The following is a 23,669-nucleotide window of genomic DNA, read 5'->3' as shown; positions in this document are numbered from 1 at the left end:
GCGCCACCACCGCCAGGTTCGTCGTCTGCGCCTTGGAGATGCCGATGAAGCTGTTCATGATCCCCCACACCGTGCCGAACAGGCCGATGAACGGCGCCGTCGAGCCGATGGTGGCCAGGATCCCGGTGCCGCGCGTCATGCTGCGGCCGGCCGCCGCCTCGATCCGCTCCAGCCGCGACACCACCCGCTCCTTGACGCCCTCGGCCAGCAGGTCGCCCGACAGCCGCACCTCGGTCGATGCGGCGCGCACCAGCGCCGGCACCGTCGCGCGCTCGCTGCCGACCCGCACCGTCGCCTCGGCCAGGGACTGCACCTCATCGAGCGCGGCCAGCGCCCGGCGCGCCTTGCGCCGCGCCGACGCCAGCTCCACGGTCTTGGCCAGCCACACCGTCCAGGTGAGCACCGAGGCCGTCGCCAAACCGATCATCACCACCTTCACGACGATGTCGGCGCTCTGGAACATGCCCCAGGGCGACAGGTCGACCGGCAGGATCGGCGCCACCGTCGGCACGACGGCGGGGGCTGCCTCGGGCGGCAGCGCCGGCGGCGCCGGCGGCGGCGCGCCTGGTGTCGCCTCCTGCGCCCGCACCGGCAGCGACGCGAGGGTGAGCAGCAGACCCATCCCGACCAGCCACGCCTGCCTGGCCGCCCGGCGCAGCGAGAAACCTCCTGTCATCCCCAGCGCAGCAAGGGATCCAGGGGCGGCGCCTGGATCCCTCGCTGCGCTGGGGATGACAGAACGTGTATCGGCACGACCATGCGCCATATGCGACAGTCCTTGATGGAAGGGGATTGAGCGAAAGATCGTTCGCACACTATCGCTACTGCGAGTCAGTCGCAATCTCGCAGTCATGCGTCAAGCCGACGCCGGCCATGTCCCACGCTCAGGCGTCGGCCCAGCGGCGCAGCAGGTTGTGGTAGATCCCGGTCAGCCTGACGGCGACGGGATGGGCGAGGCCCTGGTCCCGGGCGAGATCCTGGATCGCATTGTCGAGATCGAACAGCAAGGCGCGCTCGCCGTCGTCGCGCACCATGCTCTGCAGCCAGAAGAACGAGGCGATGCGCGTGCCACGCGTCACCGGCTTCACGTGATGCAGGCTGCTGGCCGGATACAGCACCATGTCGCCGGCCGGCAGCTTCACTTCCTGTGCACCGAAAGCGCCTTCCACCGTCAGCTCGCCGCCGTCGTATTCTTCCGGCTCGGAGAGGAAGAGCGTCGCCGACAGGTCCGTGCGCAGCCGGAAAGGCGTGCCGCGGACGGCGCGGATGGCGTTGTCGACATGCGTGCCGAACGATTCGCCGCCCTGGTAGCGGTTGAACAGCGGCGGCAGGATCTTCAGCGGCAGCGCCGCCGAGATGAAGAGCTGATTGGCGGCAAGCGCGTCGAGCACCACGTCGCCCATACGCTTGGCCTGGGGCGATTCCTCGCGCAGCTGCATGTTGCGCTTCACCAGCGCCGATTGCTGGCCGGCGGTGGCGCTGCCATCGATCCATTCGGCATCCGCCGCGATGCGGCGGCATTCGGCCACCTGCTGCTTGGAGAGCACGCCCGGCAGGCACAGCAGCATCGCGCAACATCCCTCTGTGGTCGCGCGTCATCCCGAACGCAGCGCGGGATGACGCGTGTCGTCAATGCCGGGGCGGCCGGCCGTCCACGAAGCGGGCGCGGAACCAGTCCTCGAGCATGGCCTTCTCATAGCGCAAAGGATCGCTCGTCAGATAGGGGCCGGCACGCCCCTGGTAGGCCTGATCGACCAGGGTCTCGGTCTGCGTCGCCCGCACGACGCCATTGTCCTGCAGCGTATAGCGCAGCTTGATGCGCGGCCAGGTCACGTCGCGCATGAAGCGGACATCAGTCGCCAGCGGCCGCCAGGGCTCGAAGCGGCCGGCGAGGTCGACATCGAGGATCTCGACCGTGAGCTTCTGGCCGGGCCGCAGGTAGCGCTGCCCCAGAAGCTCCAGGTGCTGGCGGATGCCCTGCATCGCCGGCTCGCGCGCCTTGGCGCCGCCATGGTCGCGGTAGAGCGCGGCATCGGTGTAGGCTTCGGGATGATCGAAGCCGACGGTCACCTGCGCTGCCGCCGGCACCGACCAGCCGGCGACGGCAAGGCACAGGCAGACGCAGCGCAGTGTTCGCATGACAGCCCTCCGGCTCAGAACTTGAACGCGGTGGTCAGCAGCGCCGAACGCCCCGGCCCGACAAAGGCGAACGGCGTGGTGCTGCGGTAGATGGCGTCGTAATAGAGCTTGTTGGTGATATTGAGCACGTTGAGCCGCACGTCAACGTTCTCCGTGATCTTGTAGCTGGCCATGGCATCGAAGCGCCAGTAGCCCGGCACATGGGCCGGGCCGGCGGCGAAGGTGCCGCCATAGCGCGCGCTCGTATAGTAGACCAGCCCGCCGACCGTGAACCGGTCGGTGATCTGGTAGGTGCTCCACAGGCTGAAGGTGACGTCGGCCGCATTGGGCAGGCGGTCGCCTTTCGTGCCCGGCACCGGTGACTTCACGACTTCGGTATCGAGCCAGGTGAAGCCGCCGAAGGCGCTCCATTTGTCGGTGATCTTGCCGGTAACGCCCAGCTCGATTCCCTGGGCGCGCTGCTTGCCGTCCAGCACCTGGGTCGTGCCGCCGGGCGCCGTCACCCGCGCGTTGGTCTTGTCGATGCGGAAGAGCGCCGCCGTCAGCGACAGCCGCTCGCCCAGCACGTCCCATTTCGTGCCGATCTCGTAGCTGAGGTTGCGCTCCGGCTTCAGGTTGGCATTGGCGGCGGCAAGGCCGCCATCGGCCGCGCCGCCGTCGAACTGCTCGCCGCTGGGGTTGGACGAGGAGCTGACGGCGACATAGATGCTGCCGTTGGGCCGCGGCTTGTAGACGGCGCCCACATGCCAGTTGAGAAACGTCGAATTATTCTTCAAGCCGTTCACGGCATTGCCGGGATTGGCCTTGGACTTGGTGCGGTAATTGTCGAGCCGCAGGCCGGCCATCGCCTCCCATTGCTCGCTGATCCTGACGTTATCGAAGACATAGATCGCCTTGCTGTCGCTGATGAAGCGCGTGAAGGTCGCTTGCGGCGCGATGGTGCCGAGCCAGAACTGGCTCGGCGTCGGGTTGAAGAGATCCTGCCGGACGGCCGTGGGCGTCACCAGATAGGGGTGGTTCTCGGCCGTCTCATGGGCGATGTCGATGCCGGTCACGAGCGTGTGCCTGAGGCTGCCGGTATCGAACTTCACCGTCAGGTCGGTCTGGTTGGCGTAGGCGGTATTGCGCGAGTTGCGTGTCTTGGCGTTGGCGTTGACCGTGCCCGGCGGCTGCCCGGCGCCGAACTCGGGCGCCGACGTGACGTACTTGTTGGTGGTGGTGCCGACCCGGAACTGCGAGCGGAAGGATATGGTGTCGCTGAACTGGTGCTCGAGCAGCGCCGTGCCGATGTCGGCCGAGGTGCGGCGGAAGTCGCGCTGCGTCAGGCCGTAGAAATTGTCGCGCCTGACGCGCAGCGGCTGCTGGCGCGTGAGATCGAAGGGATGGCCGTAGTCCGGCAAGTCGTCGGTGCTCAGGTGGTAGTAGCTCAAGGTGAGCCTGGTCGGCGAATGGATGCCGAGCGTGAGCGACGGCGCGAAGCCCCAGCGCTTCTGGAACACCTTGTCGCGCTCGGCGACGTCGGCGTCGTGCCACATGCCGTTGAGCCGGATGGCGGCGAAGTCGCCCATCACCTGGTTGACGTCGACCGTCACACGCTTGGTGGCGTCGGTGCCGAACGTCACGTCGCCCGCGTGGAGGTTGCGCGCCAGCGGCGCCTTGGTGACGATGTTGACGCTGCCGCCGGTGGCGCCGCGGCCGGTATAGGCCGAGCCCGGCCCCTTCACGATCTCGACCTGCTCGACATTGAAGGCCTCGCGCGAGGTCACGCCGGGATCGCGCATGCCGTCGATGAAGATGTCGCCGCGCGCATCGAAGCCACGGATGGTGATGCGGTCGCCCAGCGCCAGCCCGCCTTCGGCGGTGCTGAGGCTGATGCCGGGCGTGGTGCGCAGCACGTCCCGCAGCGTGGTGGCGCCCTGCTCCTTGATCAGCTCCTTGGGGATCACCACGACGGATTTGGGCGTGTCGCGCAGCGGCTCGGGCATCTTGGGCGAGCTCGCGCGGTCGACCTTGTAGTCGCCTTGCTGGCGGTCGCCCGACACCGTCACCGGCGGCAGCTGCTCGGGATTGGCCGGTGGCGTCGGCGCCTGCGCCATCGCCGCAAGGGGTGCGGCGGTGAGGGCAAGCCCGAGCGTCGAGACGAATCCGGCCACGGCGCCGCCGCGGCCGGCCACCATGGGACGAAGGGAAACAGGAGCCTTTGATTGCGACATGCCGCAGCCTCGCGCGCGCCGGACGCCGCCGCGAAGGCCGGCGGCGTCCCAGGATCATTGGCTCGCGAAGCGGGAATGGGGCGGGACCAGAATCAGGCCACTGCCTTGCCGACGCCACTCGGGCGCAGCCCCCCACCGGCTGGCTGGATATGCCGGCACGATAATGCGACTGAATCGCATGCGCAACAACTGGTGTGTCACATCCTGTTTTTCGCAGTATAGCTACCAACTCCCCGAATTGAAGCGGGGAGCGCGACGCCGGCTTTCGCCTGGCGCGCCATGGCGGGGACCCGCCACCTCTCCCCGAAAGGCTGGCTGACAGGCCTCATCTGAATGAGAATTATTCGCAAGTGCAAGTTATCGAGTTACATATCTATCCTTCACGATCGATATGGAATGTCAGGTACATGTCAGAAATCTAATTACGGAGAAGCCGCTCGGGTCCGCACCACCGACGGCCCGACGGCGTCGACGTCGCGGCAGCCGGTGAGCGCCATGGCGATCTCGAGCTCGGCGCGCAGGATATGCAGGACATGGCAGACGCCGACCGCGCCGGCGGCCGCCAGCCCATGCACATATGGCCGCCCTACCAGCACGGCTTTCGCCCCCAGGGCCAGGGCCTTGAGCACGTCGCTGCCGCGGCGGATGCCGCCGTCGAGCAGGACGGGAATCCGGCCGCCGACGGCATCGACGATCTCCGGCAGGACCTCGATGGTCGCCGGCTGCGTGTCCAGGATGCGGCCACCGTGATTGGACACGATGACCCCGTCGAGCCCCTCGGCCACGGAACGGCGCGCATCCTCGGCCGCCATCACGCCCTTGACCAGCACCGGCAGGCGCGTCAGCGACTTCAGCCAGGCCACGTCCTGCCAAGTCGGCGCCGCCGCCAGCAGCGCGCCGTCCAGCAGCACGCCCCCGCCGGCGGCGCCGGATTGCGGCGGCAGCGGCCGCATGCCGCGCAGGTTGACCGCTTCCACGTCCGCCGGCAGCGCGAAGCCAGCCCGCTGCTCGCGGTTGCGCAGGCCGCTGACCGGCGCATCGGCCGTCACCACCAGGGCCCGGTAGCCCGCCGCTTCGGCCCGCCGCACGAGCTGGCGCGTGAAGTCGCGGTCGGGCTGGATGTAGAGCTGGAACCACAGCGGCGCTTGCGCCTGCCGTGCGATGTCCTCCAGCGGCACGCTCGCCTGCGTGCTGACGATCATGCCGGCATTCATCGCCGATGCGCCCAGGACGGTGGCCAGCTCGCCTTCCGGGTGGACCAGCTTCTGGAATGCCACCGGCGCCAGCATGATCGGAAAGGCGAAGTCCTGTCCGAGCAGGCTCAGCGCCGTGCCGCCGCCGGCGAGATCGCACAGGATGCGGCTGCGCAGCCGCAGGCGTTGGAACGCGGCACAGTTCTCGTGCAGGGTCAGCTCGTCGGCGACCCCGCCGGCGACATAGGCCCAGGCCTGCTCGCTCACGCGCTCGCGCGCGAAGGCCTCGTAGTCCGCGACGGCCGCGATGGCCGCCGGTATCTGCTGCAGCTTGTCCAGGAGCGGCGGCATTGTGCGTGACGTTCTCGTTGATCGGGCGTCCATCCGTGGTCGGCGAGACGCCCGACCGATATGTCGTGCCTCAGAACCTGAAGCCCGTCGTGATCATGAAGGTGCGCGGCGCGCCCAGCGTTGCCCGGCTGCCGTTCCAGTTGGTCGAAACGGCATACTGCTTGTTGAATATGTTGTCGACGTTCAGGCGCACGGTGATGTTCTCGGTCACCTCGTAGGCCAGCATCGCGTGGAACAGCGTGTAGGCCGGCAGCTTGCCGAAGGCGCCGTTGGGGATGATACGCAGCGCATCGTCCGGCCGGCCGAGCCAGGACGCGCCGACATGCTGCACCCCGCCGCCGACGGTCAGGCCGAACGGAAAGCGGTATGTCGTCCACAGGCTGCCGGTGAATTGCGGCGTGAACGCCAGCTCGTCGCCGTCGGTCCGGCTGACGCTGCCGTAGTCGCCGTGATTGGCGCGCCGGCGCACCTCGTCGAGATAGGCGCTGTGCTTGCGCTTGCTGTCCATCAGCGCGAAGCCGCCGAAGACCTTCCATTCCGGCGTGATCTCGCCGGCGACGCCGACCTCGATGCCCTGGACGGTCTGCCTGCCGTAGCCCTTGAGGCTGTCGACCGTCTCGCCGACATCACGTCCGCTGATCGGCACGCCCGTCTTGTCGGTGCGGAACAGGGCGGCGTTGGTCGACAGGCGTCCGTTGAAGAAGTTCCATTTGACGCCGATCTCGTAGTTGTACGACGTGATGCCCTTGGCGCCGTTGACGAAGCCGGGGAAGGCGTTGTCGCCGGTGCGCGAGATGTCGGGGTTCGACAGGTAGGAGCCCGGCGGCAGGGCGGCAACGGCGAACGCCGCGTAGAGGCTGCCGTTCTCGACCGGCTTGTAGACCACGCCCAGCTTGCCGCCGAGGCTGAGCTTCGACTCGTCGTAGCCGTCGAGGCCGCCGGTCGATGCGCCGGCTGCCGTCCTGCTGTCGATCTTGACGCGGTACCATTCGAGCCGCAGGCCGCCGGTGAGCTCCCATTGCGGACCGAGCTTGACCGTGTCGTAGGCGTACAGCGCCGCCGTATCGACCCGCACCTTGTTGCGCTCCGCCGCCGACGGCGAGAAGGCGCCGAAGCGGCCGTCGTCGGGGTCGAAGATGCTGGTGCTCCCCGGATTGTTGGTCGGAAAGCGCCGGCCGTCTGACCACTCGCGGGTCAGTTCCAGGCCCGCCGACAGCGTGTGGTCGAGCGCCCCGGTCTTGAAGTCGACGGCCACGTTCGTGAGGTTGGTGACGGTGCTGTTCACGCGCTCGTAGAACTGCATCTGCGTGCTCACCTGCCGCGTCGCCTGGGTGTAGCCCGTGGGCACGGTGTAGCGGGCGTCGCGATCGACCCGCGCCCAGCGGGTCTGGTTGCTGATGGTGACATTGTCGGCGACATCGAACTCGAAGCGCGCGAGCAGCGCCTGGTAGTCGGTCCTGTCGTAGTCCGACTTCAGGCCGTAGAAATTGTCGCGATCGGCACCGCGGGTCGTGGGGTTGAACGTGCGCAGGCCCTTGACCATGGCGCCGGGCACGCCCCAATCGGGCCGGTCGTCCTGCTTGACGTACTCATACGACAGGAACGCCCGGAAATCCGTGCCCAGGCCGAAGGCCAGCGACGGCGCCACGCCGAAGCTCTTGTCCTTGGCCACGTCGCGGCCCGGCACGCCGCTGTCCTCCAGCATCACGTTCAGGCGCGCGGCCGTCTGGTCGGTGATCATCCGGTTGACGTCCACGGTGGCGCGCTTGCGCCACTCGGTGCCGTACTCGTCGAAGCCGAAGGCGATGTCGCCGGCGGCGAAGTTGCGCCGCTCGGGGCTCTTGGTCACGATGTTGATGTAGCCGCCCGGCGTGCCGCGGCCGTTGTCGGCGGCCGGCCCCTTGAACACCTCGACCCTGTCGACGTTGAACATGTCGCGGGTGTAGCTGCCCGAATCGCGCGAGCCATCGATGAAGATGCTGCCGCTGGTGTCGAAGCCGCGCAGGCTGAAGTTGTTGGTCGACGTCGAGAACCCGTTCTCGCCGGCGTTGAAGCTGATGCCCGGCGTGTTGCGCAGCACGTCGGTCAGGCTGCGCGCGCCCTGCTCCTTGATGACCGTCTGGGGGATGATCGTGATGGTCTGCGGCGTGTCGAGCAGCGGCGCCGTCAGCTTGGGCGACGAGCCGCGGTCGACCTTGTAGTCGCCGTGGCGGTCGCCCGACACGGTGACCGGCGCCAGCTGCTCGGGCGCCGGCGGCAGCGCCTGGGCTGCCGCCGGCATGGCGGCGCTGCCGAGCGCCATGCCGATCATCGAGGCGAATCCCGCCATGTCGCCGCGGGATGCCTTGCGCAATGACAATGGAATCTTTGACGAGCTCATCATGTCCCCAACGTGAGCGCGCACGATCCTGCGTCCCGGCCGTGGACGGCCGGCGACCGTGCAGACTGGCTTGCTGTTCGGGACGGCGTGGCCTTTTGACCTTTGCCACGCCGAGGATCGCCCGGCGCCCCCAATGGGCTGGCTGTTCAGGGCGCATTCTTACTGAGAGCGATTCGCAACTCAACCGTTTTGTCAGATTGATGTCAGATTCCCGATTGCCCGGGCTTGCCTTGTGGTGGGCGAATGCCGGTAAACTCGGCTCGTTGCGATGAACGGATGAAGCGAGGAAACGCGATGCGCCTGTACAACTCGATCGGACCCAATCCCAAGGTCGTGCGCATGTTCATGAAGGAGAAGGGCATCGAGCTGCCGCTGGTCGAGGTCGACCTGCGCGGCGGCGAGAACCGGCGCGAGCCCTATCTGGCCAAGAATCCGTCGGGCCAATCGCCGGCGCTGGAGCTCGACGACGGCACGATCCTGGCCGAGATCACCGCGATCTGCGAGTACCTCGACGACACGCACAAGAACACGCCGTCGCTGATCGGCGACACGCCGCAGCAGCGCGCCGAGACCCATATGTGGACGCGCCGCGTCGACCTCAACATCTGCGAGCCCATGGCCAACGGCTTCCGCTTCGCCGAAGGGCTGAAGATGTTCGAGAACCGCATCCGCTGCATTCCCGAAGCCGCGGCCGGGCTGAAGGCGACGGCGCAGGAGAAGCTCGCCTGGCTGGACAAGCTGCTGGAAGGCAAGCAGTTCATCGCCGGCGACCGCTTCACCCTGGCCGACGTCCTGCTGTTCTGCTTCGTCGACTTCTTCGCCGGCGTCGGGCAGCCGATCGATCCGGCGCTGAAGAACATCGTCGCCTGGCACGCGCGCGTGAAGGCGCGGCCCAGCGCCAGCGCGTAGTTCCGGAAGCCTTCATGGTGAGCCTGTCGAACCATGAAGGCTCTTGCACAATGGTCAGTGCGTGCAGCTTCATGGTTCGACTCGGTGAATGCTTCGCATTCACCTATGCTCACCATGAAGCTCTGGCTTGACGCGACATGGATGTTCGTCCGACCCCAGACGCGCCGCTGCGCGTCGCCATCGCCGGCCTCGGCGCCATCGGCCTGAAGGTGGCGCAGGCGCTCGATGCAGGCCTGCCGGGCCTCGTGCTCGTGGCCGTCGCCGGCCGCGACGCCGCCAAAACCGCGGCGCAGGCCGCGACGCTGCGCTGCGCGCCGGCGGTGCTCGATGCCGCGGCCCTGGCCGAGGCGGCCGACATCGTCGTCGACTGCGCGCCGTCGGCGTCGTTCCCGGCGCTGGCCACCAGCGTCGTCGACGCCGGCCGCCTGTTCATGACCGTGAACGCCGGCGCGCTGCTGCGGCATCTCGGGCTGGTGGCGCGGGCCAAGACGACCGGCGCGCGCATCGTCGTGCCGACCGGCGCGCTCTTGGGCCTCGATGCGGTGCGCGCCGCGGCCGAAGGCCGCATCGAGCGCGTCACCATGATCACGCGCAAGCCGCCCGGCGGCCTGGAGGGCGCGCCCTGGCTGGTCGAGCACGGCATCTCGCTTGCCGGCCTGACCGAGGCCAAGTGCGTCTTCGAGGGCGACGCCGTGGAGGGCGCGCGCGGCTTCCCGGCCAATGTCAACGTCGCGGCGGCGCTGGGCCTGGCCGGCATCGGCCCCGAGCGCACGCGGCTGCAGATCTGGGCCGATCCGGCGGTCGATCGCAACGTGCACACGATCGAGGTCGAGGCCGACAGCGCCCGCTTCAGCCTGCGCATCGAGAACGTGCCCAGCACCGAGAACCCGCGCACCGGCCGCATCACGGCGCTGTCCGTGATCGCCTGCCTGCGCGGCCTCACCGCGCCGCTGCGCGTCGGGACATAGCGCCCGCGCTGTTTCGAGAGATGGAATCCAGCGCCCGAGAGTCTGGCTTGCGCTGGCCTTTTTCGTCAGCCTGTCGACAGCAATGACGACCGGGCAGGAGACATGATGGGTACCACAAGCCGCCGCAGCTTCCTTGGGGGCGCCGCTGGCGCCGCGGCGCTGACGCTGGGCGCCACGTCCGGCGCGCGCGCCGATACATGGCCATCCAAGCCGATCCGCATCATCGTGAGCTTCCCCGCCGGCGGCCTGACCGACACCATGGCGCGCGCGCACAGCGAGTACATGTCGCAGAAGCTCGGCCAGCCGATCGTCGTCGAGAACAAGGCCGGCGCCGCCGGCATCATCGGCGCCGAGGCTGTCGCGCGCTCGGCGCCCGACGGCTACACCCTGCTCTACACCATCACGACCACGGTCGTGATGAACCGCGTGATCTACAAGACGCTGCCCTACGATCCGGAGAAGGACTTCGTCTACATCGCCATGACCAGCGGCGGGCACCTGCCCTTCGTGGTCCATAAATCGGTGCCGGCCACCAACATCAAGGAGTTCGTCGCCTGGGCGCGCGCCAACAAGGCCAGCGTCGGCAGCTACTCGATCGGCTCGTACTCGCACATGGCGATCGCGGAGCTGAACCGGCAGTTCGGCCTCAACATGGAGGCGGTGCACTACCGCGGCGAGGCGCCGATGTGGCAGGACCTCGCCTCGGGCGCGATCCAGGCCGCCAGCGGCAGCTACCTGGCCGGCGCGAGCGTCCTGCAATCCGGCACCGGCCGCCCGATCGCCGTGCCGCTGACCACGCGCATGAAGAAGCTGCCCGACGTGGCGACCTTCCTGGAGCAGGGCGTGACCTCACCGGCATTCCAGGTGCGCGCCGGCTGGGGCGGCCTGCTGGGGCCGGCGGGCATGCCGCAGGAGATCGTCGACCGCATCTCCGAGCTGATGGTGGAGGGCGGCACCTCGCCCAAGATCCGCGGCATCCTCGACACTTTCGGCATCGACGAGAGCGCCATCGGCCACAAGGAGTTCACCCGCATCGTGCGCGAGGAAGGCCCGGTCCTGCTGGATATCGTGAAGCGCCTCAATATCACGCCGCAGTAGAACAGCAGCCCCTCTCCCGCTTCGCGGGAGAGGGAGGGGCCCATCGTGCGCCAGCACGATGGGAGGGTGAGGGATCAAGGACGAGGCGGCTCCCGGAGAGCCTCGCCCAGCACCTGACGTCGGTCATGTCGCGACGCGTCGGCCAACGATGAACCTCGTCCTTGGGCCCTCATCCGGCCGTCGCTAACGCGACGCCCACCTTCTCCCGCTCGCGGGAGAAGGGAAGCAACCCCCTCTCCCGCCTGCGGGAGAGGGAGGGGCCCATCGTGCGCCAGCACGATGGGAGGGTGAGGGATCAAGGACGCGGTGTCTCCCGGAGAGCCTCGCCCAGCACCTGCAGCACGCCATCGAGGTTCTTCAGGACCTCGGCGTTCCAGAAGCGGATGACACGATAGCCGTTCTGCTCGAGGACCATCGTGCGCGCGTCGTCAGCGGCGACACCCTCGTCCCGGCCGTGTTGATCGCCGTCGATCTCGATGATCAGGCGCGCGCCGCGGCAGACGAAGTCGACGACGTACGGTCCGATCGCGTATTGCCGGGTGAACTTCACGCCTTCGAAGCGCCGGCCGCGCAGCGCGTGCCACAGGCGGCGCTCGGCATCGGTCATGTCGCGACGCAGGTCGCGTGTGCGTTTCAAAGCGTGGGTGGGGACCGGCGCGGGTGGACGTGGTGCGTCAGCCATCGATGGACCTCGTCCTGGGGCCCTCATCCGGCTGCCGCTGCGCGGCAGCCACCTTCTCCCGCTTGCGGGAGAAGGGAATGACGCGGCCGCCGCTTGCGGCGGCCTCCTACCGGTTCAGCTCGCGCATGGCCTGGTCGAGGCCGCCCAGCGTCAGCGGGTACATGCGGTCGCTCATCAGCTGCTTCAGCAGCTGGATCGAGGGCGTGTACTGCCAGTGCCGCTCGGGCACCGGGTTCAGCCACACCGACGATTCGTAGAGGTCGGTCATGCGCTGCATCCAGACCTGGCCCGCCTCCTCGTTCCAGTGCTCGACGCTGCCGCCGGGATAGGCGATCTCGTACGGGCTCATCGAGCCGTCGCCCACGAACACCACCTTGTAGTCGGCGGGATAGGTGTGCATCAGCTGCCAGGTCGGGATGAAATCCGTGTGGCGCCGGCGGTTGTCCTTCCACACCTTCTCGTACAGGCAGTTGTGGAAGTAGAAGAACTCGAGGTGCTTGAACTCGGTGCGTGCCGCCGAGAACAGCTCCTCGCAGATCTTGATGTGCGCGTCCATCGAGCCGCCGATGTCGAACATCACCAGCAGCTTGATCTTGTTGCGCCGCTCCGGGACCATCTTGATGTCGAGGTAGCCGGCGTTGTTGGCCGTGCGCCGGATCGTGTCGGGCAGATCGAGCTCGACCTCGGCGCCCTCGCGGGTGAACTTGCGCAGCCGGCGCAGCGCCATCTTGATGTTGCGCGTGCCCAGCTCGACGGTGTCGTCGAGGTTCTTGTACTCGCGCTTGTCCCAGACCTTGACGGCGCGGCCTTCGCGGTTCTTGTCCTGGCCGATACGCACGCCTTCGGGGTTGTAGCCGTAGGCGCCGAACGGCGAGGTGCCGGCGGTGCCGATCCACTTGCTGCCGCCCTCGTGGCGCTTCTGCTGCTCCTCGAGCCGCTTCTTCAGCGTCTCCATCAGCTTTTCCCAGCCGCCCAGCGCCTCGATCTGCGCCTTCTCCTCGTCGGTCAGCAGCTTCTCGGCCAGCTTGCGCAGCCATTCCTCGGGGATCTCGGCCGTCGTGCCCTCGGCCGCCGACGCCTCCAGGCCCTTGAAGACATGGCCGAAGACGCGGTCGAATTTGTCGAGGTTGCGCTCGTCCTTCACCAGGATGGCGCGGCTCAGATAGTAGAAATCATCGACGCTGTAGTCGGCGACGTGCTTGTCCATCGCCTCCATGAGCGCCAGGAACTCCTTGATGGAGACCGGCACCTTCTGTTGCTTCAGCTCCAGAAAGAAGTTCACGAACATGGGAGCCTCCGTTGGGCACATTTTCCTCCCCAGCTTTGCTGGGGAGGTGCCCCGAAGGGGCGGAGGGGAGCCAACGTGATGTCAGCTGCATGGACCACGTCGGCTCCCCCTCCGGCCTTCGGCCACCTCCCCCAACTGCGTTGGGGGAGGGAAGGTATGACTAGCTCTTCTCGCGCCGCGCCATGAACGCCAGGCGCTCGAACAGGTGCACGTCCTGCTCGTTCTTGAGCAGGGCGCCGTGCAGCGGCGGGATCAGCTTGGCCGAATCCTTGCTGCGCAGCGCCTCGGGCGGCAGCTCCTCGACCATCAAGAGCTTCAGCCAGTCGAGCAGCTCCGAGGTCGAGGGCTTCTTCTTCAGGCCCGGCACGTCGCGGATGTCGTAGAACACCGTCATCGCTTCCCGCACCAGGTTGCGCTGGATGTCGGGGAAGTGGACGTTGATGATCTGCGTCATCGTCTCGCGGTCGGGGAAGCGGATGTAGTGGAAGAAGCAGCGGCGCAGGAAGGCGTCGGGCAGCTCCTTCTCGTTGTTCGAGGTGATGACCACGATCGGCCGCTGCGTCGCCTTGATGGTCTCCTGCGTCTCGTAGACGAAGAACTCCATGCGATCGAGCTCGAGCAGCAGGTCGTTGGGGAACTCGATGTCGGCCTTGTCGATCTCGTCGATCAGCAGCACCGGGCGCGTGGCGCCGGTGAAGCCCTCCCAGAGCTTGCCCTTCTTGATGTAGTTCTTGACGTCCTTGACACGCTCGTCGCCCAGCTGCGAGTCGCGCAGGCGGGTGATGGCGTCGTACTCGTACAGGCCCTGCTGCGCCTTGGTCGTCGACTTGATGTGCCACTCGATCAGCGGCGCGTTCAGCGCCTTGGCGATCTCGTGCGCCAGCACCGTCTTTCCGGTGCCCGGCTCACCCTTGATCAGCAGCGGCCGCTGCAGGGCGATCGCCGCGTTGACCGCGACCCGCAGGTCGTCGCTCGCCACATAGTCCTTGGTGCCCGTAAACTTCATCTCGCTGCCTCAAGTCGCGCATTCCGGATCGTCGGCCAGCGTAGAAGCGGGATTGGACGCAATCAAGCCAAGGCCCGAAAGACATCGCCGCCATGCGGAACTCTGCGCGGAGGGCACGCATGCAATCACCTCGCAGCATTGCCGGCCTCTTGACGTTTTGCAATCATTGATTAATTTAACATCATTGATTGCAATGCGCGCGAGGGACCGGTGGCCAGCATCACCATCCGCAATCTCGATGAGCCGTTGAAGGCGCGGCTGCGCATTCAGGCGGCGATGCACGGCCGCTCCATGGAGGACGAGGCCCGCGACATCCTGCGCACGGCACTCAACCAGGAGCCGGCGCCGCCGGGGAACCTGGCTGCCGCGATCCGGGCCCGGTTCGCGCCGCTGGGCGGCGTGGACCTGCCGGAGGCGCCGCGCGAGCCGATGCGCGAGCCGCCCGCGTTCGACGAATGATCCTGCTCGATACCAACGTCCTGTCGGAGCTGATGCGGCCGGCGCCGTCAACCGCCGTCGAAGGCTGGATGGGCCGCCAGCCGACGGCACGCCTCTTCATCGCCGCGATCACCGAGGCCGAGCTGCGCTATGGCCTCGCCCTGCTGCCGGAAGGCCGCCGCCGGAAGCAGCTCATCACCCAGGCCGAGGCGATGCTGGCCGAGGATTTCGCCGGCCGCATCCTGCCCTTCGACAGTCCGGCGGCGGTTGCCTATGCGCGCATCGCGGCCGCACGCCGCCACGCCGGCCGCCCGATCTCTCAGGCGGACGCGCAGATCGCGGCGATCGCCGCATCCCGCGGCGCCGCGCTGGCGACACGCGATGCCGCCGGCTTTGTCGATTGCGGGATCGAGATCATCGATCCCTGGAGCAAGCCGTAGCCTCGCTAGCCCCCGACCTTGGTGAAGGCCCATTTCACCTTGGCACCGTCGGGGCCCAGGCCGCCGACCAGCGCGATCTGCGCCGTGCGGCGCACGCGCTGGCCGTCACCCAGCCAGACGCTTTCGGCCATGGTCATGGTGGCGCCGCTGGCGCGCACCTTCCGGCCCTGGCCAAGCGCAGGACCGGGAGGCATGGCCGCACTGCGGAACGATCCGCGAAGACCATGCATGCGATGAGCGGAGACCTGAGCGGATATCCGCGCACCAAGCCACGCGTTTCGGTCTCACCTGCATCCACAAGGCTTTGGCGATCCTACGGTTAGATGCAACATCTACAGTGGTACGATCAGACCCTCCAGCAAGCGTATGAGGGAGTAGGAGAATGTCGAAAGTCCAGTACGCCCCGGGCAAATGGACCGCGGATTCGATCATGTTCACCAAGCGTCACGAGGCTCACGGGGCGCTGGCGGTCCGGCACGGCAGGTCCATGGGCGGCACGAGCGCCTACGCCTTGCTCGGCCCGGACATGACCATGCCCGGCGCCGCGACCAACAACCCGCCGAGCGCGATTGGCGCGGGTTGGGACCTGCCCTGGGGCGGTGTCGGCGGGCCGGGCATCTGCTTCACCCAGGATGGCAATCAGACCTGGGTCCGGGCCCATCTGATCAATGGCGAATGGGAGGGCAGCGGCGCGAGCTGGGCCAACCTCACCCCCATGACCTCCGGCGGCAATGCGAACCACAAATGGGTCGAGGGCCGCATGAAGACCTACCTCCAGAACTTCCGGGCCTTCGACAAGAACAACAATGGCGGGCACAACAACTATTGGTATGGGCTGCAATACTGGGTGCAGGCCTCGATCGATCCCTGGGCGGCGCCGCCGGCGGCGGCCGGGAATCTCTATTCCTATGCCCCGAACATGATCAGGGTCACCTGGCGCATCGTGACCTTGCCGAAGCCCGCCCCGGGCCTGTGGGCCTGGCCACCGGCCGCGGTTGCCGGGACACCCGCCTGGATCCAGGCGACGCCGGCGCTGACGCCGGCGACGATGGCAACCATCGGACCCGACCTGCCCAACATCCCGAACAACAACATCCCCGCCGTCCTCGTGAACAACGCCGCCAACATGGCCAGCATCGGCGGGCTGGTGTACGCGGTGCCGCCCGGCGCGCCGGCCATCCCTGCCGTGGCCTCGCCTTACGACGGCACGGTCGAGATCATGCAGGATTAGCCCTCGACCTTGGTGAAGGCCCATTTCACCTTGGCGCCGTCGGGGCCCAGGCCGCCGACCAGCGCGATCTGCGCCGTGCGCCGGGTGCGGTGGCCGTCGCCCAGCCAGACGCTTTCGGCCAGGGTCATGGTGGCGCCGCTGGCGCGCACCTTCCAGCCCTGGCCCGAGGGCAGACGCAGGAGCGCACTGGCGCCTGATTGAGCCAGCGAAGCCTTCACGTCAGGGTGCAGGTGGAAGCGGATCGCAAACTTGCGGCCGCTGGCGGCGGGCTTGACCGGCTTGCCGTCGCTGCCCACCAGCATGTCCTCGCCGCGCAAATCGGCGCCGTCGGCGGCCAGCCACAGGCGCCTCTTGTGGGTGACGCCGAACAGGGAGCGGTAGCCGTCATGGCTGGCCTCCAGCCACGTGGCGCCATCCTGTTCTGCGCGCGTCGCATGCACGTTGCTGGCCGGGTATTCGAGGCCGCCGCCCTGGATCAGCTCCGAGGAGTTGGTGTCGGCGATGATGGCCGTGGCATGCGCGGCCGTGTAGCGCATCATGTAGCGCCAGTCGTCCGACAGCCCGGCATAGGCGCCGCAATTGCCGAACACGCGCTCGGCGCCGACCGAGAACTCGACCGACAGGGTGCCGGCATGGGTCTCCAGGTCGAGGCCCTTGCCCGGCGGCGCGCCGGCGTCGATCAGCACCAGCGCCGGGCCGGCCGCGAGCCGCACGAAGGCGCCCTGCGGCGCATCCGCCGGCGCCCGCGCGCCGTTGCCCGAGCGCGCCAGCACCAGGTCGATCGCCGCCGGGTCGCCGGCATCGGCGCCGTTGAACAGGGCCAGCCCGCCATCGCCATGGCGCAGGAAGCGCAGCATGGGCGCGGCGCGGTCGATCGCGTCCTGCAGCGCCGCCGGCGCCGGCCGCTCGGCCGAGACCAGCACCGACCTGATGTCGATCAGGTCGCGCAATGCCGCCAGCTGCGCCTGCGGGTTGCGGTCGGCGACGGTGCCGTCGGGCAGCACGATCCTGGGCAGCGCCGCCGCCAGGCGCGTGGTGGTGCGCGCCAGCCGCCGCTCGCGGTTCTGGTCGCCGCGCACGAAGGCGGCGTCGAGCACGATCGCGGCCTTCAGCAGCGCCAGGCCGTGGGCGCCGTTGGCCGCCTGCCCCAGCCGCCGCTCCAGGTGGCGGCGCTGGCGCGCCAGGCTGTCGACGAACCGGGCCGTGAAGTCGGACGGCGCCTCGGCGGCCAGGAAATCGTAGTGCCGCACCCAGTTGACCACGCGCGCCGCCAGCACGTCGTCGCGCCAGGCGATGGGCGACCAGCTTCTGTTGGCCGCGACCCAGTCCTCGACGCCGCGCAGCGCCAGGCGCGCGCCGTCGGTGCCGCCATGGTCGCGCAGGTCGCGCAGCCAGTCGAACGCGTGCAGGCCGGCCAGCCACAGCGGATCGGCGCCGGGCCGGTGCCAGGGATCGGGCGCCAGGTTGGCGGTGCGGCCGGCGACCATCAGCCGGCCCGACAGCAGGGCCTCGGCGCGCGCCGCGTCGCCGGGCCACGGGTCGGGCGCCACGGCCAGGAACGCCGCCGGCGGCCGTCCGCCCAGGGACAGGCTATAGAGCGGCGAGCGATACCAGACCTCGCGTGCCGCCTGCCCGAGCTGGCGCACGGGAATGCCGGCTGCAGCACCGCCTTCCGGCGTCTCAGAGCTTGCCGCGGACTTGGACATGAGGCCTGCCGCTCCGGTCATCGTCACCCCGACTCGGAGATCCCGCCGTACCGGCGACGGTGCCGGCGCCACGCCACCGCCCGGGAAACAAAAGCGGTACCGCCGTGACGTCAGGTAACATCTGAGGGAGTCCGCGGCAAGGTTTGCGGATTTTCACCTCTCCCGCATGCGGGAGAGGTCGACAAGCGCGCAGCGCTTGGCGGGTGAGGGCCCAAGGACGAGGCGCCTCGTCTGCCGCCCTCACCTTCCCATCCCTTCGGCAGGCTCAGGGCAGGCTGCTGACGTGATGGGCCCCTTCCTCTCCCGCGTGCGGGAGAGGAGAGCAAAAAAGGCGCCGGAAGCGCGTGAAGCGCTCCGGCGCCTGCTGTTCCCTACGGCCCCCTGGGCGGCCTCAAGGGGGCGATCGGGAACGGCGTCTCGTGGTACTGGTTGCGCGTCAGGACCGTCCGGGCACCGCCAGCTGCGACACGCCTGAGCCGAACCAAGCTTGCGGCTCCGACGGCTCGACGCCCAGCATTCTCTCTCGTTCGCTCACACACGTTTGCGTGCGTGCAAACACGTCGCGCCAGGTGCCGGCGCCCTCGTCCACCGCCTTGATCATGCAGCGGTCGAAATTGACGTAGCGGTCCGACGTGGTGGCGCCGTAGGACACGCGTCCGCGCGCCGAGGCGGTCAGGATGATGCGGTTGTCGCCCTTGAGCGACGAGGTGATGAACGTGCCGGTGTCACAGCCGGACAGGATCAGCACCGTGGGCCTGTCGCCGCATTCGGCGTCGATCATGCTCGAGAGGTCGCGGGGGCTGAGATAGCCGCGTTCGGCCGACAGGTAGATGCCGCGCTGGTTGGCGTGCGAGGAGATGAAGAACAGGCAGGTGTCGGCGGCGGTCGTGCCCAGCGCGGTCATCGCCCGGCGCATATCCTTGCGGCGCGCCGCCGGCACCGCGTCGCCGGCCTGCGGACCCAGCGAATGCAGCACCGCGACGCGGTGCACGCCGTGCTCGCGCAGCCGCGCCGCGAGGTCCGTGGCGGCGTTGTTGTAGTTGTCGATCAGGTGGTTGCCGCCGACCAGCAGCGCCTTCCACGACGCGGCCGCCGGCAGGATGCCGCGCGTCACGGCAGGCGCCGCCGGACGCGAGTCCAGCGGCTCCGTGGTGCGCATCGCGAGGTTGCTGGTCTGCGCCGATGCCGACCCGCCGGCCGCCAGCGCGGCCATCGCGCACAATCCGGCGGCGCACGCTACGCGCGCGAAATAACTAAACAAATTCATTGGCTTAAATGCCTATACGAAGAATATAGGCAAGATTGTTCACAGCTTGACCAAATATCTCAAGTCGGATTCGCTTCAGGTCCGCGAGGCATCTCGGATTTCGCGCTCGATTCACGACCGCCAAACGAAAACGCCCGACTCAGGGCTTGAGTCGGGCGTTTCGTGGTTCGCAGCGTCTACCTTCCCCCGCTTGCGGGGGAAGGTGCCCGAAGGGCGGATGGGGGACGTTGCAACTAATGTCGATGCACGATGGGATGCACCGTCTCCGTTGAAGCACCCCCATCCGGCGCTTCGCGCCACCTTCCCCCGCAAGCGGGGGAAGGTAGACGGTGCCTCGCCGTCACTCCTGCGGGTAGCGCCAGGGCTTGGCCGGCTGCTTCGCGTCCTCGTCGATGGTCCATTGCGGCAGGGCGAGCCCGGGCGCGACGTCGGTGAAGACCATGCGCACGCGCGTGCCGATGCCGACCTTGCGCACCATGTCGGGCGGCGCCAGCACGCCGTCCGGCGTCACCAGGTTGCCGAGCACGCGCAGCGCCTCGTCCTCGGTGGGCTTGCCCTTCTGGGTGTCGAGATCGACCACCAGGACGAGGTAGGGCGTGTGCTTCTTGAACGCCGGCTGGATGGCGTGATGCACCTCGGTATAGGAGTGCACCGCGCCGCGTCCCTCGACCGGCACCCAGCTCGAGTCGGGGCTGGCGCACCACGGGCAGGCCGTGGTCGGCGGGTAGCGCAACAGCCCGCAGGCATCGCAGCGCTGCAGGTGGAACTGGTGCGCGGCGCAATGCTTGAAGTACGCCAGGTTCTCGACATCGAGGTCGTTGATGTCGAGCGGCATGCCGAGATAGTCAGCCTGGATGGCCATTGATTGTCTCTCCTCCCCGCTGGGGACAATTCCAATACCTTCCCCCGCCTGCGGGGGAAGGTGCCCGAAGGGCGGATGGGGGGCGCCTGATACAGACTCCGTCTGACCGCCAGGCACCCCCATCCGGCGCTGCGCGCCACCTTCCCCCGCGGCGCGGGGGAAGGTAGTTCAGTCAACCGCGCCGCATGACCATGGCCGAGCCGGTGCCCGGATTGGCCCAGCCGAGATTGGCCGAGACCTCGCAATTCTTGACCTGCCGGCAGCCGCCCTGGCGGTAGTCGTAGGTGTGCTGGCGCTTGCCGTCGGGGCCGATGGGGCAGGAATCGTCGACGTCGTGGCGCAGCTGGCGCACGTTCTCGACCACCATGTTGACGCCGTGCGTGTAGCCTTCGCAGAGATGGCCGCCGCTGGTGTTGTTGGGCCGCCGGCCGCCCAGGCGGATGGTGCCGTTGCTGACGTAGTCGCCGCCCTCGCCCTTCTTGCAGAAGCCGTAATCCTCCAGCTGCAGCATGGTGGTGAAGGTGAAGGCGTCGTAGGAGCCGGTGATGTCGACATCCTCGGGTCCGACGCCTGCATTGGGCCACAGGATCTCGCGCGCATAGCGGCCGGCCACGGTCGAGATGGGGCCGTGCTGGTAGTGCATGTCCAGGCGCGGCTTGTTGCAGCGGCCGACCACGCCGCGGATCAGCACCGGGTGGTGCTTGCAGTCGCGGGCGCGATCGGCGCTGGTGACGACGATGGCGGTGCCGTTGTCGGTCTCGACGCAGCAGTCGAGCAGGTGCAGCGGCTTGCAGATGATGCGGCTGGCCAGCACGTCCTCGACCGTGAGGCGCTCCTTGTAATAGGCCTTGGGGTTGTTCGAGGCGTGCTCGCTGTGGATCGCCTTGACGGCGGCGACCTGCTCGGGGCGGGTGCCGTAGTCGTGCATGTGGCGCATGAAGGACGGCGCGAACATCTGGCCGGCGCTCTGCCAGCCATAGGCGCGGCCATGCAGCATGTCGCCCGACACGGGCGCCACGGCGCGCGCGCCGGTGCCGCCGATGCGCACCTGCGAAAACCCGTTCATCGCGCGGAAGATCACCACCGCCTTGCACATGCCGGCTTCCATGGCGCCGATGGCCAGCCCGACCAGCGCCTCGGTCGAGGAGCCGCCGCCGAACACGTCCATGTAGAAGTTGAGCCGGATGCCGAGGTCGCCGGCGATGAAGGTCGAGAAGGTCGAGTCGCCCGACTGGTAGGACAGCATGCCGTCGATGTCGGAGGGCTTCAGGCCCGCGTCGGCGATGGCGTTGCGCACCGCCCAGGTGCCCAGCGCCCGCGTCGTGCGGCCCGAGCCGCGCGTGTAGGTGGTCTCGCCGACGCCGACGATGGCGTACTTGTCGCGCAGGTATTTCGGGCTGGTGGTATCGGTGTCAGCCGGCAGCGGCACGGCGGTCCTCCCTCGCGGTTACGGCACCGCCCTCGGGGAACGGCGCGCCACGATAGACAGGATCGGGCGGGGGTGTGCTCCGGCGCTAGTGCAAGGCTGGTGTGCTGCCCGCGATGCGGAAAGCCTCGTTCTCCGGCTCGACTGTCAGCGAATGGCTCGGGCGACCACGAGACCGCCGTAGTATCGACCGGTTTGTGTTATTTGCCGTCAAATAGCGCTCGAATCCTTGCACCAAGGAATTGCTTGAACAAACGATGGGCGCGAATCTTTTCCATTTCCGTATTACTCTGGAACCGCTGAAGGCAAGCCGCATAAACGGCTTCTTGGTTTCTATCGGCTCCTTGGCTTCTGCCATTTGCATATGCAATTGTGCCGTTCACTGATCTCTTCAGCGCTGCGGCACGGTCCCCATCATATCCCGCGTCGCTCACAATAGTATTAAGTAGCGTGCGCCAATCCTCTCCTCTAGTGGATCGCGGCAAGGGAATAGAATGAGCGAAATTCCACCAGAAAAATCTGCTGGAACCTATTGTAAAATCAAAACGGCGAACGGCTGATGCAAACAGCTTCGTTGGATCGTCAATTGAAGTTCCCCATGGAAGTGACGAAGCGACAGTCCCGGATGTTCTGCCGGATGTCGCAACTGTTCCATCGCGATCAACCTGCGCGTAGACGAAACCGGCCGACAATGTGTTCACCAGCTTGATTGTGGCTGCAACCGAAGAAACACCCGCTTTCGAGCAAATCATTTTAGTCAATTCTTCCGGATCGTCATTGTTTTTGATGAATCCTCTTAGCCAGTCTGTGGGCATTAACAACTCAGACGCGAAGTTATTTGCCTCCGTTTCAATGGTCCAGTAGTCATCGTAAACACCGTCCCGTGGCGCGTCGCTTGTAATATCGATGATGTTGCCGACATGCCATGGAATTAGGATATGGCCCAATTCATGCGCTGTAGTGAAACGCTTCCGATTTTGACTGGCAGATGAGTTCAAGAAGATTTTGGGTCGCTTTTTCGGAACCTTGAGGTCCAAGGTAATACCATCGACTTTGTACGGTATGTGTATCTCCTTTACATCAGCGTATTTACAGGCAAGCTTCATCACATCGACTGGAGGACTTAGCGAGTGTCGTTTAATTACCCGCCTCGCAATTTTCACTTCTGCTGAATTAAGCGCCACGGCTAGCGCGACTTATGAAGGTGGCGTTTAAGCCATTCCATTACACGCTCGGCTTGTCTCTGGTCAGCTGCACGCGCAGCCATTGGAAGTCTATTTATTTCCTCTACCACTGATCGGACGGGTCTATTCTGCCGATGAGCCGCAACAATGTAAGCTAGCGAGTCAGGCTCGCTAACCCACAAGGCATATTCGTCTCGAGTCATACCCAAGAATTGATGGATGTCTGACAGCTTTGAGGAGCTACGATGCCATTCCGCAACGTAGTCATCTATCTCATCCATTAGAGCGTCGCCCTCAAGGCAAAGCTCAACGAACGATTTTTGATGCGATTTAGACATCGATCCTTCGTCCCTTCCGGGCTGTCTTGATCAAATCGCCGGTATGCGGATCAAGAGCGCCAAGATGGTTCCCTCTCCTATCATAGACCTCAACTTCTCCATGGAGGGCATCCCATTCGTACAATCGTTTTCCACCATGACTCCGCCAACGCTGAACTCCATCCCGAGCTCCTAGCTTTTCGAACTCATCCAGTATTGAGGGATGCGGAATCGGCTTCCCGGCCATAACTCTCGGGTACCAACAGTAGATTTTTGCGCATAATAGCAATATAATGGAGCTTGCGCAATTATCGCGTGCACAAAGCCCCGGCGCCCACAGTCATGCGTACTGCTGCTCCAACCGCTTTATGAGATCCTGGGCGTGAGGTTTATGCTCACAGCGCTGCCTCCTCTGCGACAGACTGACCAAGAATGCGGTCCTCTTAGCCCAACTTTCCCAACTGGAGGGCTGAAACGGCAATTTTGAGGTTGGAAAGTGTGAAAACGCGAATCATTTCAAGGGGTGTCGGTCGGCGAGCGGCTGTAGTGAAGACCAAGTGCCTTTTATGCT

General features: G+C 66.8%; 22 protein-coding genes. 6 read left to right on the top strand and 16 right to left on the bottom strand.

What is annotated here, in order from left to right; translation table 11 throughout:
* The 6 genes from exbB to FHP25_RS39145 form a co-directional block, all read right to left on the bottom strand.
* Positions 1–676 (bottom strand): tonB-system energizer ExbB (gene exbB, locus FHP25_RS39170; RefSeq protein WP_147852446.1); only part of this gene is annotated, 676 nt, incomplete at its 3' end.
* A gap of 208 nt (positions 677–884) precedes the next feature.
* On the bottom strand, positions 885–1,568 hold the full coding sequence (locus tag FHP25_RS39165) for a Fe2+-dependent dioxygenase (RefSeq protein ID WP_147852445.1): 684 nt from the start codon (positions 1,566–1,568) through the stop codon (positions 885–887).
* A 61-nt stretch (positions 1,569–1,629) separates the two neighbouring features.
* Positions 1,630–2,139, bottom strand: a complete 510-nt coding sequence (locus FHP25_RS39160) for a DUF3016 domain-containing protein (protein ID WP_147852444.1) — start codon at positions 2,137–2,139, stop codon at positions 1,630–1,632.
* 14 nt (positions 2,140–2,153) lie between these two features.
* Positions 2,154–4,352 (bottom strand): TonB-dependent receptor, encoded by a 2,199-nt coding sequence (locus tag FHP25_RS39155; RefSeq protein WP_147852443.1) that lies wholly within the window; start codon positions 4,350–4,352, stop codon positions 2,154–2,156.
* Positions 4,353–4,774: 422 nt separating this feature from the next.
* On the bottom strand, positions 4,775–5,896 hold the full coding sequence (locus tag FHP25_RS39150) for an alpha-hydroxy acid oxidase (protein ID WP_147852442.1): 1,122 nt from the start codon (positions 5,894–5,896) through the stop codon (positions 4,775–4,777).
* 70 nt (positions 5,897–5,966) lie between these two features.
* Positions 5,967–8,225, bottom strand: coding sequence for a TonB-dependent receptor (locus FHP25_RS39145; RefSeq protein ID WP_178134120.1), 2,259 nt, complete (start codon positions 8,223–8,225; stop codon positions 5,967–5,969).
* Positions 8,226–8,552: 327 nt separating this feature from the next.
* Here FHP25_RS39145 and FHP25_RS39140 point away from each other — a divergent pair, with 327 nt between their 5' ends.
* The 3 genes from FHP25_RS39140 to FHP25_RS39130 all read left to right on the top strand — a co-directional run bounded on the left by FHP25_RS39140 (position 8,553) and on the right by FHP25_RS39130 (position 11,251).
* A complete protein-coding gene (locus tag FHP25_RS39140; protein WP_218578963.1) occupies positions 8,553–9,185 on the top strand; it encodes a glutathione S-transferase family protein in 633 nt (210 codons plus the stop codon).
* Between the two features lie 137 nt (positions 9,186–9,322).
* Entirely contained in the window at positions 9,323–10,153 is an 831-nt protein-coding gene (locus FHP25_RS39135; RefSeq protein WP_147852439.1) for an aspartate dehydrogenase, read from the top strand.
* A 102-nt stretch (positions 10,154–10,255) separates the two neighbouring features.
* Complete coding sequence (locus FHP25_RS39130) at positions 10,256–11,251, top strand: Bug family tripartite tricarboxylate transporter substrate binding protein (protein WP_147852438.1); 996 nt, start codon at positions 10,256–10,258, stop codon at positions 11,249–11,251.
* Between the two features lie 295 nt (positions 11,252–11,546).
* Here the strand turns inward: FHP25_RS39130 and FHP25_RS39125 are convergent, their stop codons facing one another.
* The 3 genes from FHP25_RS39125 to FHP25_RS39115 form a co-directional block, all read right to left on the bottom strand.
* The gene (locus FHP25_RS39125) at positions 11,547–11,933 is read right to left on the bottom strand and encodes an endonuclease domain-containing protein (protein WP_147852437.1); all 387 of its coding nucleotides are present in this window, start codon (positions 11,931–11,933) and stop codon (positions 11,547–11,549) included.
* Positions 11,934–12,039: 106 nt separating this feature from the next.
* Positions 12,040–13,221: a vWA domain-containing protein gene (locus FHP25_RS39120; protein ID WP_147852436.1), complete on the bottom strand. Its 1,182-nt coding sequence runs from the start codon at positions 13,219–13,221 to the stop codon at positions 12,040–12,042.
* A gap of 160 nt (positions 13,222–13,381) precedes the next feature.
* Positions 13,382–14,227, bottom strand: a complete 846-nt coding sequence (locus FHP25_RS39115) for an AAA family ATPase (protein ID WP_147852435.1) — start codon at positions 14,225–14,227, stop codon at positions 13,382–13,384.
* A gap of 210 nt (positions 14,228–14,437) precedes the next feature.
* Here FHP25_RS39115 and FHP25_RS39110 point away from each other — a divergent pair, with 210 nt between their 5' ends.
* Both FHP25_RS39110 and FHP25_RS39105 read left to right on the top strand, forming a co-directional pair.
* Positions 14,438–14,686: a FitA-like ribbon-helix-helix domain-containing protein gene (locus tag FHP25_RS39110; RefSeq protein WP_147852434.1), complete on the top strand. Its 249-nt coding sequence runs from the start codon at positions 14,438–14,440 to the stop codon at positions 14,684–14,686.
* Complete coding sequence (locus tag FHP25_RS39105) at positions 14,683–15,105, top strand: PIN domain-containing protein (protein ID WP_147852433.1); 423 nt, start codon at positions 14,683–14,685, stop codon at positions 15,103–15,105. The genes FHP25_RS39110 and FHP25_RS39105 overlap by 4 nt, the downstream gene beginning before the upstream one ends.
* A gap of 5 nt (positions 15,106–15,110) precedes the next feature.
* On the opposite strand, the gene FHP25_RS39100 is transcribed toward FHP25_RS39105, so the two are convergent.
* Positions 15,111–15,299 (bottom strand): hypothetical protein, encoded by a 189-nt coding sequence (locus tag FHP25_RS39100; RefSeq protein WP_147852432.1) that lies wholly within the window; start codon positions 15,297–15,299, stop codon positions 15,111–15,113.
* 188 nt (positions 15,300–15,487) lie between these two features.
* Between FHP25_RS39100 and FHP25_RS39095 the strand changes: the two genes are divergently transcribed.
* Positions 15,488–16,336: a hypothetical protein gene (locus FHP25_RS39095; RefSeq protein ID WP_147852431.1), complete on the top strand. Its 849-nt coding sequence runs from the start codon at positions 15,488–15,490 to the stop codon at positions 16,334–16,336.
* Here FHP25_RS39095 and FHP25_RS39090 read toward each other — a convergent pair.
* From FHP25_RS39090 to FHP25_RS42155, 6 genes are all read right to left on the bottom strand, one after another.
* A complete protein-coding gene (locus FHP25_RS39090; RefSeq protein ID WP_147852430.1) occupies positions 16,333–18,042 on the bottom strand; it encodes a heparinase II/III family protein in 1,710 nt (569 codons plus the stop codon). The two genes, FHP25_RS39095 and FHP25_RS39090, sit on opposite strands and share 4 nt — an antisense overlap.
* Positions 18,043–18,478: 436 nt before the next feature.
* Positions 18,479–19,255: a C13 family peptidase gene (locus FHP25_RS39085; RefSeq protein WP_178134119.1), complete on the bottom strand. Its 777-nt coding sequence runs from the start codon at positions 19,253–19,255 to the stop codon at positions 18,479–18,481.
* A gap of 394 nt (positions 19,256–19,649) precedes the next feature.
* Complete coding sequence (locus FHP25_RS39080; RefSeq protein ID WP_178134118.1) at positions 19,650–20,171, bottom strand: Zn-ribbon domain-containing OB-fold protein; 522 nt, start codon at positions 20,169–20,171, stop codon at positions 19,650–19,652.
* A gap of 172 nt (positions 20,172–20,343) precedes the next feature.
* Positions 20,344–21,600 carry a thiolase C-terminal domain-containing protein gene (locus tag FHP25_RS39075; protein WP_147852427.1) on the bottom strand — a complete coding sequence of 419 codons (1,257 nt, stop codon included), beginning with the start codon at positions 21,598–21,600 and terminating at the stop codon, positions 20,344–20,346.
* Between the two features lie 197 nt (positions 21,601–21,797).
* Positions 21,798–22,703, bottom strand: coding sequence for an ImmA/IrrE family metallo-endopeptidase (locus FHP25_RS39070; RefSeq protein WP_147852426.1), 906 nt, complete (start codon positions 22,701–22,703; stop codon positions 21,798–21,800).
* A 408-nt stretch (positions 22,704–23,111) separates the two neighbouring features.
* Positions 23,112–23,345 carry a colicin E3/pyocin S6 family cytotoxin gene (locus FHP25_RS42155; protein ID WP_147852425.1) on the bottom strand — a complete coding sequence of 78 codons (234 nt, stop codon included), beginning with the start codon at positions 23,343–23,345 and terminating at the stop codon, positions 23,112–23,114.
* Positions 23,346–23,669: the final 324 nt, after the last annotated feature.

Source organism: Vineibacter terrae, assembly GCF_008039615.1.
Classification (GTDB): Bacteria; Pseudomonadota; Alphaproteobacteria; order Reyranellales; family Reyranellaceae; genus Vineibacter; species Vineibacter terrae.
Note: the sequence above shows the minus strand (reverse complement) of the source record. Positions and strands in the feature narration are given on the sequence as shown.

Excerpts from the sequence above, each read along its gene's own strand:
- FHP25_RS39165 (WP_147852445.1), bottom strand. The coding sequence starts at position 1,568 with ATGCTGCTGTGCCTGCCGGGCGTGCTCTCCAAGCAGCAGGTGGCCGAA.
- FHP25_RS39160 (WP_147852444.1), bottom strand. The coding sequence starts at position 2,139 with ATGCGAACACTGCGCTGCGTCTGCCTGTGCCTTGCCGTCGCCGGCTGG.
- FHP25_RS39155 (WP_147852443.1), bottom strand. The coding sequence starts at position 4,352 with ATGTCGCAATCAAAGGCTCCTGTTTCCCTTCGTCCCATGGTGGCCGGC.
- FHP25_RS39150 (WP_147852442.1), bottom strand. The coding sequence starts at position 5,896 with ATGCCGCCGCTCCTGGACAAGCTGCAGCAGATACCGGCGGCCATCGCG.
- FHP25_RS39145 (WP_178134120.1), bottom strand. The coding sequence starts at position 8,225 with ATGGCGGGATTCGCCTCGATGATCGGCATGGCGCTCGGCAGCGCCGCC.
- FHP25_RS39140 (WP_218578963.1), top strand. The coding sequence starts at position 8,553 with ATGAAGCGAGGAAACGCGATGCGCCTGTACAACTCGATCGGACCCAAT.
- FHP25_RS39135 (WP_147852439.1), top strand. The coding sequence starts at position 9,323 with ATGGATGTTCGTCCGACCCCAGACGCGCCGCTGCGCGTCGCCATCGCC.
- FHP25_RS39130 (WP_147852438.1), top strand. The coding sequence starts at position 10,256 with ATGATGGGTACCACAAGCCGCCGCAGCTTCCTTGGGGGCGCCGCTGGC.
- FHP25_RS39125 (WP_147852437.1), bottom strand. The coding sequence starts at position 11,933 with ATGGCTGACGCACCACGTCCACCCGCGCCGGTCCCCACCCACGCTTTG.
- FHP25_RS39120 (WP_147852436.1), bottom strand. The coding sequence starts at position 13,221 with ATGTTCGTGAACTTCTTTCTGGAGCTGAAGCAACAGAAGGTGCCGGTC.
- FHP25_RS39115 (WP_147852435.1), bottom strand. The coding sequence starts at position 14,227 with ATGAAGTTTACGGGCACCAAGGACTATGTGGCGAGCGACGACCTGCGG.
- FHP25_RS39105 (WP_147852433.1), top strand. The coding sequence starts at position 14,683 with ATGATCCTGCTCGATACCAACGTCCTGTCGGAGCTGATGCGGCCGGCG.
- FHP25_RS39100 (WP_147852432.1), bottom strand. The coding sequence starts at position 15,299 with ATGCCTCCCGGTCCTGCGCTTGGCCAGGGCCGGAAGGTGCGCGCCAGC.
- FHP25_RS39095 (WP_147852431.1), top strand. The coding sequence starts at position 15,488 with ATGTCGAAAGTCCAGTACGCCCCGGGCAAATGGACCGCGGATTCGATC.
- FHP25_RS39090 (WP_147852430.1), bottom strand. The coding sequence starts at position 18,042 with ATGTCCAAGTCCGCGGCAAGCTCTGAGACGCCGGAAGGCGGTGCTGCA.
- FHP25_RS39085 (WP_178134119.1), bottom strand. The coding sequence starts at position 19,255 with ATGGCCGCGCTGGCGGCCGGCGGGTCGGCATCGGCGCAGACCAGCAAC.
- FHP25_RS39080 (WP_178134118.1), bottom strand. The coding sequence starts at position 20,171 with ATGGCCATCCAGGCTGACTATCTCGGCATGCCGCTCGACATCAACGAC.
- FHP25_RS39070 (WP_147852426.1), bottom strand. The coding sequence starts at position 22,703 with ATGAAGCTTGCCTGTAAATACGCTGATGTAAAGGAGATACACATACCG.
- FHP25_RS42155 (WP_147852425.1), bottom strand. The coding sequence starts at position 23,345 with ATGGCCGGGAAGCCGATTCCGCATCCCTCAATACTGGATGAGTTCGAA.